Source organism: Mesorhizobium sp. LNJC391B00 (genome assembly GCF_000502535.1).
In the GTDB taxonomy this organism is placed as follows: Bacteria; Pseudomonadota; Alphaproteobacteria; order Rhizobiales; family Rhizobiaceae; genus Mesorhizobium.
This window is the reverse complement of the sequence record NZ_AYWI01000001.1, coordinates 243,950-255,962: the sequence shown is the minus strand read 5'-3', so window position 1 is coordinate 255,962 and position 12,013 is coordinate 243,950. Positions and strand designations below refer to the sequence as shown.

At 64.5% G+C, this 12,013-nt stretch carries 9 protein-coding genes and 1 pseudogene; 6 read left to right on the top strand and 4 right to left on the bottom strand.

The features are described from left to right. Positions 1–49 precede the first annotated feature (49 nt). From X750_RS161430 to X750_RS161445, 4 genes are all read right to left on the bottom strand, one after another. Complete coding sequence (locus tag X750_RS161430; RefSeq protein WP_023668842.1) at positions 50–889, bottom strand: carbohydrate ABC transporter permease; 840 nt, start codon at positions 887–889, stop codon at positions 50–52. Positions 890–1,117: 228 nt separating this feature from the next. Then, positions 1,118–2,047, bottom strand: coding sequence for a sugar ABC transporter permease (locus tag X750_RS161435; protein WP_023696936.1), 930 nt, complete (start codon positions 2,045–2,047; stop codon positions 1,118–1,120). A gap of 245 nt (positions 2,048–2,292) precedes the next feature. Continuing rightward, complete coding sequence (locus X750_RS161440) at positions 2,293–3,552, bottom strand: ABC transporter substrate-binding protein (RefSeq protein ID WP_023668844.1); 1,260 nt, start codon at positions 3,550–3,552, stop codon at positions 2,293–2,295. Position 3,553: 1 nt separating this feature from the next. Then, positions 3,554–4,510: an N-acetylmuramic acid 6-phosphate etherase gene (locus tag X750_RS161445; RefSeq protein WP_023725891.1), complete on the bottom strand. Its 957-nt coding sequence runs from the start codon at positions 4,508–4,510 to the stop codon at positions 3,554–3,556. Between the two features lie 199 nt (positions 4,511–4,709). Here X750_RS161445 and X750_RS161450 point away from each other — a divergent pair, with 199 nt between their 5' ends. The 6 genes and pseudogenes from X750_RS161450 (at position 4,710) to X750_RS01000000162580 (ending at position 11,947) form a co-directional block, all read left to right on the top strand. Next, positions 4,710–5,588, top strand: coding sequence for an N-acetylglucosamine kinase (locus X750_RS161450; protein WP_023668846.1), 879 nt, complete (start codon positions 4,710–4,712; stop codon positions 5,586–5,588). Continuing rightward, a complete protein-coding gene (locus X750_RS161455) occupies positions 5,585–6,367 on the top strand; it encodes a GntR family transcriptional regulator (RefSeq protein WP_023746603.1) in 783 nt (260 codons plus the stop codon). The genes X750_RS161450 and X750_RS161455 overlap by 4 nt, the downstream gene beginning before the upstream one ends. Next, positions 6,364–7,395, top strand: a complete 1,032-nt coding sequence (locus X750_RS161460) for an SIS domain-containing protein (protein ID WP_023746602.1) — start codon at positions 6,364–6,366, stop codon at positions 7,393–7,395. The genes X750_RS161455 and X750_RS161460 overlap by 4 nt, the downstream gene beginning before the upstream one ends. After that, positions 7,392–8,567, top strand: coding sequence for an N-acetylglucosamine-6-phosphate deacetylase (nagA, locus tag X750_RS161465; RefSeq protein WP_023746601.1), 1,176 nt, complete (start codon positions 7,392–7,394; stop codon positions 8,565–8,567). The genes X750_RS161460 and nagA overlap by 4 nt, the downstream gene beginning before the upstream one ends. 9 nt (positions 8,568–8,576) lie before the next feature. Beyond that, positions 8,577–9,689: an NAD(P)/FAD-dependent oxidoreductase gene (locus X750_RS161470; RefSeq protein WP_023746600.1), complete on the top strand. Its 1,113-nt coding sequence runs from the start codon at positions 8,577–8,579 to the stop codon at positions 9,687–9,689. Positions 9,690–9,881: 192 nt separating this feature from the next. After that, positions 9,882–11,947 (top strand): annotated as a pseudogene (locus X750_RS01000000162580) (ABC transporter ATP-binding protein/permease). Positions 11,948–12,013 lie beyond the last annotated feature (66 nt).

Sequence of the window (12,013 nt, the reverse complement as noted above, 5' to 3'; positions counted from 1 at the left end):
GCAGCGCCGGGTGGGGTGAAGGCTCCAGCAGAGATTTGTAGGGCTCCGCTCACTTGACGGCTCCGGATGTGATGCCGCGGATCAGCTGCCGCGAGAAGATGACGTAGAGGGTCAGCACCGGCATGATCGCCAGCGAGAGTGCGGCCAGGATGGCGTTCCAGTTGGTGACGAACTGGCCGAGGAACAACTGCGCGCCGAGCGTCACCGTCTTGGTCTCTTCCGACGGCGCCAGGATCAGCGGGAACCACAGATCGTTCCAGATCGGGATCATGGTGAAGACGGCGACCGTCGCCATCGACGGCCGCACCAGCGGCAGCACCAGCCGAAAGAAGATCGTGTATTCCGACAGCCCGTCGATACGGCCGGCATTCTTCAGATCGTCCGACACCTGCTTCATGAATTCTGACAGGATGAAGACGGCGAGCGGCAGGCCTTGCGCGGTGTAGACAAGGATCAGCGCCGTCAGCGTGTTGACCAGCCCGCTCGCCACCATCAATTGCAGGATGGCGACGGTGCCGAGCCGGATCGGGATCATGATGCCGAGCGCGAGGTAAAGCCCCATCAGCGTGTTGCCGCGAAAGCGGTATTCCGACAACGCGAACGCCGCCATCGCGCCGAACAGAAGCACGAAGAACAGCGAGGCGACGGTGACGACGAGGCTGTTCTGAAAATAGTGGATGAAGTCGCCCTGCCCGATCACGGTGGTATAGCCGATCAGGTCGAAGGTTTTTGGCGTCGGCGGCGTCAGCGGTTCGCTGAAGATGCCGGCGCGTGACTTGAACGAATTCATGATGACCAGGATCACCGGAAACAGCGCGATCGCCGTATAGGTCAGAAGGATCGCGTGGGCGCCGATGGTGCGGGGCAGCGAACGGGTGGCGGTGCTCATTGGAAGGTCTCCTGACGAGCGATGACTGTTGAGGTCGGCACCAAGGCACCCCCCTCTGTCCTGCCGGACATCTCCCCCTCAAGGGGGAAGATTGGCAGCTTGAGGCTCGGCGCCTCTTCTCCAACGCTGGAGATTTGCGAAGCCAATGGTGCCATCCAATCTCCCCCCTTGAGGGGGAGATGGCCGGCAGGCCAGAGGGGGGTGTTTAGCCGTAACATGTCTGCCCCTCTAAAACTGGTAGCGACGCAGGCGCGTCTGGACGAGGAACAGGTAGACGCAGACGCCGCCGAGGATGATCAGGAACATCATCGTGGCGATCGCCGCACCCATATTGGGATCGCCGGTCTGCAGCTGGAAGCCGAAGAAGGCGCGGTAGAGGAAAGTGCCCAGAATATCGGTCGAATAGTTCGGGCCGGCCAGCGCCCCTTGCGCGGTGTAGATCAGGTCGAAGGCGTTGAAATTGCCAACGAAGGTCAGGATCGAGATGATGCCGATCGAGGGCAGGATCAGCGGCAGCTTGATCTTCCAGAACTGCGACATGCCGGTGATGCCGTCACACTCGGCCGCCTCGATCACCTCTTCGGGGATCGACAGCAGCGCCGCATAGATCAGCATCATCGGAATGCCGACGAACTGCCAGACCGAGATCAGGCTGAGCGCGGTCAGGGCATATTGTTCTTTGCCGAGCCACGGCGTGAACAGGCTTTTCAGGCCGACCAGATCCATCAGATGCGGCGCCACGCCCCACAACGGCGACAGGATCAGTTTCCAGGCGAAACCGACGATGACGAAGGAGAGGATGGTCGGCACGAAGATCGCGGTGCGATAGAAGGCGGCGAATCTCAGCCTCGGGCTGGACAGCAATGCCGCCAGCATGACACCGATCGGGTTCTGCACCACCATGTGGATGATGAAGAACCAGGTATTGTTCCGCAGCGCGTTCCAGAAGCCGACCGACCAGTTGGGGTCGCCGAACAACGTACGGAAATTAGTGAAACCGACGAACACCTGATGCTGATCGACATTGCGGAACAGCGACAGCTGCAGCGTGCCGGCCAGCGGCAGGATCATGATCGCCGTATAGACCAGCAGCGCCGGCGCCAGAAAGACGCCGATATGCCAGCGGAACGGTCGTTTCGGTCGTGTTTGTGCGGCCATGAGTGCGGTCCCCGCCGATCAGGTTTAGCAATGCCTTCGACGGCAGCGCTGCCCCCTCACCCTTACCCTCTCCCCGTGAAGGACGGGGAGAGGGGGCGCCTGCGTTTCGGCTAATCCTTCTCCCGTCACTATACGGGGAGAAGGTGCCGGCAGGCGGATGAGGGGCGGCGCCGTCGTTCGCAGTCGATGATGCTGTCGAAAAACGCAGGGCCGTCCACTTGGGGCCCTGTCTGTTGTCTGAGCTCTTATTTGCCCGGCTTGTACCAGCTGTCGAGGCCGTCCTGCAGCTTCTTGGCGGCAGCTTCCGGCGTGTCGGTGCCATTGATCACGTTGGCCGATTCAACCCAGGTTTCGTTCTCGAGGTTCGGCGTGCCGCGCGACAGGATCTGGTAGGTCGAGCGGATCGTCGACTTGCACTTGTCGCGCCAGGAGACGAATTCCTGCGCCAGCGGGTCTTCCATCTTCACCGGGGTGGAATTTAGGCTGAAGAAGCCCGGCAGTGCGTTGGCGTAGATGGTGGCGAAGTCCGGCGAGGCGACCCAGGACAGGAAGGTCTTGGCCGCGTCGGCATTCTTCGACGCCGCATTCAGGCCCATGCCGATATCGGTATGGTCGGAGATGTAGCAGGTGTCGCCGGCCTTCTCGACCGGCGGCGGGAAGGCGCCCATCTTGAACTGCGCCTGGGTGTTGAACAGGCCGATCTCCCACGATCCCGCCGGGTAGATGGCGGCGCGGCCAAGCGTGAACAGGTTCTGGCTGTCCGGATAGGTCTGGGCCTCGAAGCCGTCGCCGAGATAAGGCTTCCACTTGGCCAGTTCCTCATAGGGAGCAACCCAGTCCTTGTCGGTCAGCTTCTGGTCGCCCTTGATCAACGCTGCGCGGCCCTCTTCGCCCTTCCAGTAGTTCGGACCGATGTTCTGATAGCCCATGGTCGCGGCTTCCCAGAGGTCCTTGGTGCCCATGGCCATCGGGATGTAGGTGCCGTCGGCCTTGATCTTGTCGAGCGCGGCGAAGAACTCGTCACGCGTCGTCGGCACCTTGAGGCCGAGCTTGTCGAAGGCGTCCTTGTTGTAGATGAAGCCGTGAATGACCGAGGCCATCGGCACGCAGAAGCTCGCCTTGCCGTCGTCGGTCTGCCAGGCGGCCTTGGCAACGGGCGAAAAGTTTTCCATGCCGGGCAGCGCCGACAGGTCGGCAAGGTTGCCCTTCTTGAACAGTTCGAGCGACTTGTCGAACGGGCGGCAGGTGATCAGGTCGCCAGCCGAGCCGGCGGCGAGCTTGGCGCCGAGTGCGGCGTCATACTCGGTCGGCGCCGACGGTGCGAACACCACTTTGATGCCCGGGTTCTTGGCCTCAAAAGCCGGGATCAGCTTGTCCTTCCAGATGGCAAGGTCGTCGCCGCGCCAGCTTTCGATATTGAGCGTTACGTCATCGGCGTGAGCCAACCCGGCGGTGCCGAGAATGCTGGTGCCGAGAAGCAGTGCCGTCAGTAATTTCGTTGTCATGCTAGTCTCCCTGTTGACCTTTTTCAGGTTCGGTTTTGAGAACAGGGGCCTTCGCGCCCTTGTTCCCCTCGATCGCGGAAAGGGCTGGCCGCAGCTTCTGGCCGGTCCCTTCCAGTATCTTCTCGGCCGCAACGGCGTTGGCAGCGCCGGCGGCGAGCAGAATGGCTGTCTTGACGACGCCGCCGCTCGCTTCGAGCAGCCGCACGGCGTCTTGCCGGTCGCGGCCGCTGATAGCGGCGACGATGCGAGCCGCGCGGTCGCGCAGCTTGATGTTGTCGGCGGTGAGATTGACCATGTAGCCGTCATGGACATGGCCGAGATGAATGGCGGTAAGCGTCGACAGCATGTTGAGCGCGATCTTCTGGGCAGTGCCGGCGCCCATGCGCGTCGAGCCGGCAATCACCTCCGGTGGCGTCTCGAGCAGGATGGCGACGTCGGCCAGCCTGAGCAGGGGCGTGTCCTTGTTGTTGGCAATGGCGATGGTTGCCGCGCCCCGGCTGCGCGCATCCTTCAGCGCCTGCACCGCATAAGGCGTCGAGCCGCTGGCCGAAATGGCGATCAGGCAGTCGCCCTTGCCGATGCCGGCGCCGGCAATTGCCGTCGAGGCTTCGTCGGTGTCGTCTTCCGGTCCGCCGGCCAGGGTCTTGAAAGCGTCGTCGCCACCGGCGATGAGGATGGCGATGCGTTCGCGCTTGATGCCGAAGGTGCCGGGCAACTCCAGCGCGTCGGCCAGCGCCATCAGGCCGGAGCTGCCGGCCGCAGCATAGGCGAGCTTGCCGCCGCCGTTCAGCCGCCCGGCGATGATTTCGGCTGCGGCGGCGATGGCGGGAATGGCGTCGCGCACAGCCTTGGCGGCCTCGATCTGCGCATTGACCAAAGAAGAAAGGATGGCGTCCGGGGCCTGGATGTCCAGTCCCTCGGCATTGCTGTGAAGCGCTTCGGTGCGCGGTTCGGTCATCCCTGTCCCTCCGATGAAAGAACAATACCAAAAAAATACCACTTGTCCACACGCATTAACGAAATTGCGAACTGGAAATCGTTGAGCCGGCAAAATTCCCGGGTTTTTCAACCTGATGCGCCTTAATCTTTTTGAAACGGAAATTAATCCCTTGGCTATTGGTATTTTATTGGTATTATCCGCCCGGAGGAGACATCGCGTGAAATTCGTGCTCGGTATCGACGGCGGCGGCACCAGCTGCAGGGCAGCCCTTGCGACAGGCGATGGCGTTGTCATTGGCCGTGCCAAAAGCGGCGCCGCCAACATCCGCACCGATCTCACCGGCGCTCGCACCCACATCGTCGAGGCTGCTCGCCAGGCCTTCATCGCCGCCGGGCAAGATCCGGACCTGATCCCGCAGACACCAGCCATTCTCGGCCTTGCCGGAGCCAATGTCGGCACCTACCGCCAGCAGCTTGAAGCAATCCTGCCGTTCAGCATCAGCCGCGTCGAGACGGACGCCGAGATCGCGCTCGAAGGGGCAGTCGGCTCTGGTGACGGCGCCATGGCCATCCTCGGCACCGGCACCGCCTATATGGCGCGCAAGGGCGGCACGTCGCGCGCCATCGGCGGCTGGGGCTTTCAGGTCGGTGATCAAGGCAGCGGCGCCCGGATCGGCCGCGACCTGCTGGAGCAGACGCTGCTCGCCCATGACGGCGTCCGGCCGCGCTCAGCCCTGACCGACAGCATGATGGCCATTTTCCGCAACAATCCCGAAGACGTGGTCGAGTTCACCACCAATGCCAAGCCCGGCGATTTCGGCGGCTTCGCGCCCAAGGTTTTCGAGCATGCCGAGAAGGGCGACAGCGTCGCCAACTGGATCGTGGACAAGTCGGTTGCCGATGTCGAGGCGTCGCTCCACGCGCTCGACCTCTCTGATGACGCCCCGCTCTGCCTGCTCGGCGGGCTGGCGCCGCTCTATGGGCCGCGCCTTTCCCAGCGCTACCAGGCGCTGCTGAAAGCGCCGCTCGACGATGCGCTGGGCGGCGCCGTGCAGATGGCGGCCCGCATCTTCGTCAAAGCGGAGGCGACGCGATGAGCGATGCCGCCGACCAGATCTTCGCCACGCTGAGGCAGTCGTCGCAGAGCGGCGCCCCGCTCTACCTGCAGCTCAGGAAAAGCATCGAGGACGCCGTCAATCGCGGCCTGATCGGGCCGGGCGATGCGCTGCCTTCCGAGCGCGACATCGCCACCAAGGCCGACATTTCGCGCGTCACCGTGCGCAAGGCGGTGCAGGACCTAGTCAAGGGCGGCATCCTCGTGCAGCGCCACGGCAGCGGCACCTTCGTGGCGCCGCGCATGGAGCGCGTCGAGCAGTCGCTGTCCAGGCTCACTTCATTCACCGAGGACATGGCAAGGCGCGGCATGGCGGTGCGTTCAGCCTGGCTCGACCGCGACCTCTACCCGCCCTCGCCGGACGAGATGATGGTGCTCGGCCTGTCCTCCAGCGAGTTGGTGGCGCGCGTGTCGCGCCTGCGCATCGCAAACGACACGCCGCTGGCCATCGAACGCGCCTCGCTGTCGGCCAGCGTGCTGCCGGATCCGACCGGGATAGGCTCGTCGCTCTATGCGGCGCTGGAGCTGACCGGCAACCGGCCGGTGCGGGCGGTGCAGCGCATATCGGCCGCCAACCTCGGCGACGCCGATGCGCGTCTGCTCGAAGTGCCATCCGGCATTGCCGGCCTGCACATCGAACGCATTTCCTATCTCGCGAGCGGCAAGGTGATCGAGTTCACCCGCTCCATCTACCGCGGCGATGCCTATGATTTCGTCGCCGAATTGCGCCTGACAGGGCCGAGCGAAGAGGGCCGACCATGATCCCCAAGACCACCCATATGCGGCGCGAGATCGACGAAATTCCGCAAGCCGTCGCGCGTCTGCTCGATGGCTCGGCGGCGGTGCTGACCGAGGCCGGACGCGGCATTCGCGAGCGCGATCCGAGCTTCGTCGTTACCGTCGCGCGCGGTTCGTCCGACCATGCCGCCACCTTCATGAAATATGCCGTCGAACTGACCGCCGGCCTGGCCGTCGCTTCGGTCGGTCCGTCGATCGCCTCGATCTACGGCGCCAAGCTCAAGCTCGCCGGTTCGGCTTGCCTCACGATCTCGCAATCCGGCAAGAGCCCTGACATCGTCGCCATGGCCGAGACGGCGCGGGCCGGCGGTGCGCTCACCGTCGCCATCACCAACACCGCCGATTCGCCGCTGGCGCGGGCTTCGGATTTTGCCATCGACATTCTGGCCGGCCCCGAGCGCAGCGTCGCGGCGACCAAGACATTCGTCAATTCGGCGGTGGCCGGCCTGGCGCTGATGGCGCATTGCACCGGCGACGACAGACTGCTGGCCGCCCTTGCCCGCCTGCCCGAGCATTTCAGCAAGGCGATCGCCTGCGACTGGATGGCGCTGGCCGGCGCATTGGAGACGCCGCAATCGCTGTTCATCCTCGGCCGTGGCCCGTCGGCGGCGATGGCCGACGAGGCGGCGCTGAAATTCAAAGAGACCTGCGGCATGCATGCCGAGGCCTACAGTGCAGCCGAAGTCATGCACGGCCCGCTGGCGCTGGTCGGGCCAGGCTTCCCGGTGCTGGCGCTCGCCGCCCGCGATGCCTCCGAGCCGTCCGTGGCAGAGGCTGCCGACAACCTTGCCGGCAAGGGTGCAGCAGTTTTTGTAACCTCGGACAAAGCCAAGAGCGCGGCGCGGCTGCCGCATGTCGCCACCGGTCATCCCTTGACCGACCCGCTGACGCTGATCGTCTCCTTCTACGGCTTCGTCGAAGCCTTCGCCCGCCATCGCGGCCTCGATCCGGACGTACCGCGCAATCTGCGCAAGGTGACGGAAACCGTATGAGCGACCGTTTTGCCCTGACTGGCGCCCGAATTTTCGATGGCGACGACTGGCATGACAACGCCGCCCTTGTCGTGCACGGCGATGTCGTCGAAGGCATTCATCCCGTCGGCGCCATTCCGTCGGGCGTTGCCCGCATCGACGCCGGGGGCGGCATGCTGGTGCCGGGTTTTGTCGACCTGCAGGTCAATGGCGGCGGCGGCGTCATGCTCAACGACCATCCCGATGTCGCCTCGCTGGCAACAATCTGCCGGGCGCATGCGCCGTTCGGCACGACCGCACTGCTGCCGACGCTGATCACAGATACGCCTGACATCACCGCCGCGGCCATTGCCGCCGGCACCGAGGCGGCACGGCAAAAACTGCCGGGGTTTCTCGGCCTGCATCTCGAGGGACCGCATCTCTCCGTCGCCCGCAAGGGGGCGCATGACCCGGCGCTGATCCGGCCGATGACGGATGCGGATGAAGCGGCGCTGGTCGCGGCACGCAAAAACCTGCCGGTGCTGCTGACGACGATCGCGCCCGAATCCGTGGAGCCCGCCCGTGTTGCGGCTTTGGCCAAGGCCGGCATCGTCGTCAGCCTCGGCCATTCCGATACCGGCTATGCCACGGCCAGAGCCTTTGCCGATGCCGGCGCCAGCGTGGTCACACATCTGTTCAACGCCATGAGCCAGATCGGCAACCGTGAGCCGGGGCTGGCGGGTGCGGCCATTGACATAGGCTGTCTGTCGGCCGGGATCATTGCCGACGGCATCCATGTCGATCCCGCCACCATGGCAATCGCGCTGCGCGCCAAGCAGGGACCGGGCAGGATCGTGCTGGTCACCGACGCCATGGCGACGATCGGCACCGACATGACCTCGTTCACCCTCAACGGCCGCATCATCTATCGCAAGGATGGCAGCCTGAGGCTGGCCGACGGCACGCTGGCCGGCGCCGATCTCGATATGATCTCGGCCGTCCGCTACATGCACAGGATCGTCGGGCTGGACCTGTCGGAAGCGCTGCGCATGGCCTCGCTCTATCCCGCGCAAGCGCTCAGTCAGGCGCACCGGCTCGGCCGCTTCGCCAATGGCACCGCAGCCGATGTCGTCGCCTTGTCAGCCAACCTCGACGTCAAGGGCGTTTGGATCGGCGGCGACAAGGTTTTTGCAGGCGCGGGAAGTTCGCGCTAAAGTCCACTTATGCATGATGTCGACTGCGTTGTCGCTGGCGCCGGTGTTGTCGGCCTCGCCATTGCCCGCGCGCTGGCGCTGTCGGGCCGCGAGGTGCTGGTGGTCGAGAAGGCCGCAGCCATCGGCACCGGCACCAGTTCGCGCAATTCGGAAGTCATCCATGCCGGGCTTCATTATACGCCGGGCAGCCTGAAGGCCCGTCTCTGCGTCAACGGCCGCGAGCGTCTCTATGCCTATTGCCGCGAGCACGACGTCGCCCATCATCGCACCGGCAAACTGATCGTTGCCGTCGAACCCGACCAGTTGGACAAACTGCAGGCGATCCAGATCAACGCGGCGCAATGCGGAGTCGGTGACCTCAAGCTTTTGACGCGCGCAGAGGCCGAAAGCCTGGAACCGGCGCTGAGCTGCGCCGGCGCGCTGCTGTCGCCGTCGACCGGCATCGTCGACAGCCAGGCGCTGATGCTGTCATTGCGTGGAGACGCGGAAGCGGCCGGCGCATCTTTCGCCTTGCTCACCGTTGTCTCAGGCGCGAGCATCGAAGCCGACGGCATCCGGATCGACACGCGCGACGCCGATGGCGAGGGTTTCACCTTGAAGACCGGCGCCTTCATCAACGCCGCCGGCCTCGACGCGCAGGCGCTCGCCGGCCGCATCGAAGGCCTCCCGCAAGACCGTGTTCCGCCGCTGTGGCTGGCGCGCGGCAATTATTTCGCGCTTTCCGGTCGCTCGCCCTTTTCGCGGCTGATCTATCCGGTGCCAGTCCATGGCGGCCTCGGCGTGCATCTGACCCTCGACATGTCGGGGAGCGCGCGCTTTGGCCCGGATGTCGAATGGATCGATCGCGTCGACTATACCGTCGATCCCGCACGAGGCGATGCCTTCTACGACGAAATCAGGCGCTACTGGTCCGGCCTGGCGGACGGCGCCCTGCAACCGGCATATGCCGGCGTCAGGCCGAAACTGTCCGGTCCAGGCCAGCCGGCCGCCGACTTCGTCATCCGGGGACCGGCTGACCACGGGGGCGGTCAGATCGTGAATCTGTTCGGCATCGAGAGCCCTGGCCTTACCGCCAGCCTCGCCATCGCAGAACATGTCGTTGGGCTTTTATATCAGCAATGACGGGCGTTTCCTGAAACGTCGGGCAGGCGCATACCATGAAACCTTTTGATATGGAGGTCGTTGTCGGGNGCCAGCCTCGCCATCGCAGAACATGTCGTTGGGCTTTTATATCCGCAATGACGGGCGTTTCCTGAAACGTCGGGCAGGCGCATACCATGAAACCTTTTGATATGGAGGTCGTTGTCGGGGCATATGTCCGAGGCAAAACCCAAATCGAAACCGGCCGACGGCATCGAAGCGCGCGATGCCACGAAGTCGCGTCGGGAAAAGCCGTCACGGCAAACGCGCGGAGATGGACCGCGCGAGGGCACGCCGCGCGAGAAAAAAGCATCGGCCGCCGAAGCCGCGTCCGAGCCCGTTGGCGAGGCTGCGCCGCCGCCGGATGCCGTCGAACCCGATCCCAAGCTGACGCCGGAGCAGGCCGAGCAGGCGCGCAAGAAATATCTGCTGCGGCGTTTCTGGATCAGCGGGCGCGGCTATTGGGGGAGGCATGGCGACAAGCTCGCCTGGCCTTTGACGATCGGAGTGCTGCTGCTGATCTGCATCAACATCGGTTTCCAGTATGGCATCAACGTCTGGAACCGCTCGATGTTCGATGCCCTCGAGCAGCGCAACGCCCGCACGGTCTATCTCCTCAGCGCCGTATTCGTGCCGCTGGTGATCTGCAGCGGCAGCCTTGTCGTCGCGCAGGTCTACCTGCGCATGACGATCCAGCGCCGCTGGCGTTCCTGGCTGACCANTGGCTGACCACCGGGGTCGTCGCGCGCTGGCTGGCAAACGGCCGCTACTACCAGCTGAACCTCGTGGGCGGCGACCACCAGAACCCCGAGGCCCGCATGACCGAGGATCTGCGCATCGCCACCGAGTCGCCGGTCGATTTCACCGCCGGCGTCCTCAACGCGTTCCTGTCGGCCTCGACCTTTATCGTCGTGCTGTGGACCATCGGCGGCGCGCTCACCCTGCCGATCGGCCGTGAGAGCATCACCATTCCCGGCTTTCTGGTCATCACCGCGATCATCTATGCCGCCATCACCTCGACCTCGATGGTGGTCATCGGCCGCGATTTCGTCCAGCTCTCCGAGCGGAAGAACCAGGCGGAGGCCGAACTGCGCTACACGCTGACGCGCGTGCGCGAAAACGGCGAGAGCATCGCCTTGCTGGGAGGCGAGGACGAGGAGCGCAGCGGCATCGACAGAAATTTCGGCCACGTGCTGAGGCAATGGGCTCTGCTGACCGGACAGCACATGCGCACGGCGGCGGTGTCGCAGGGATCGAGCCTGTTTGCGCCGGTCGTGCCGATCCTTTTGTGCGCGCCAAAATTCCTCGAAGGCTCGATGACGCTTGGCGAGGTGATGCAGGCGGCGTCTGCCTTTGGCATCGTGCAAGGCGCGTTCGGCTGGCTGGTCGACAACTATCCGCGCCTTGCCGACTGGAACGCCTCCGCGCGGCGCATTGCCTCGCTGATGATGTCGCTAGACGGGCTCGAGCGCGCCGAGCAGAGCGATGCGCTCGGACGCATCAACCGAGGCGAAGCCGAAGACGGCGCCATCCTCAGCCTCGACAATCTTTCCGTGACACTCGACGACGGCACCTCCGTGGTCAAGGAAACCGAGGTCGTGATCGAGCCGGGCGAGCGGGTGCTGGTTTCAGGCGAATCCGGTTCAGGCAAGTCGACGCTGGTGCGGGCCGTCGCGGGCCTGTGGCCATGGGGCGGCGGCAGCGTCAATTTCCACACCGACAGGCGCCTGTTCATGCTGCCGCAACGCCCCTACATCCCTTCCGGAACGCTTCGCCGCGCGGTCGCCTATCCCGCGGCGGCGGACAAGTGGACCATCAAGCAAATCAAGGCTGCCCTCGACAAGGTGGGGCTTGGCTATCTCACCGGCAGGATCAAGGAAGAGGCGCCATGGGACCAGACGCTGTCGGGCGGCGAAAAGCAACGCCTCGCCTTCGCGCGCCTGCTGCTGCATCGCCCCGATATCGTGGTGCTGGATGAAGCGACTTCGGCGCTCGACGAGAAGAGCCAGGACACGATGATGTTGACGGTGATCCGCGAACTGCCTGACGTCACCATCATCAGCGTGGCGCATCGTGCGGAGCTCGAAGCCTTCCACAGCCGCAAGATCACCCTGGAGCGGCGCGAGGGCGGCGCCAAGCTCGTCAGCGACGTCGACCTCATCCCGCGCAAGCGCAAACGCAGCCTGCTGAACCGCGCTTTGTGGGGTTCCAGCACTCGGGTGAAAAAGCCGCGCAGGTAAAAGGCGCCACTGCCGAACCGCGAACAGATGTCCAGGCGAAGCGCTTGGGCAAAGACATTAGCCGGC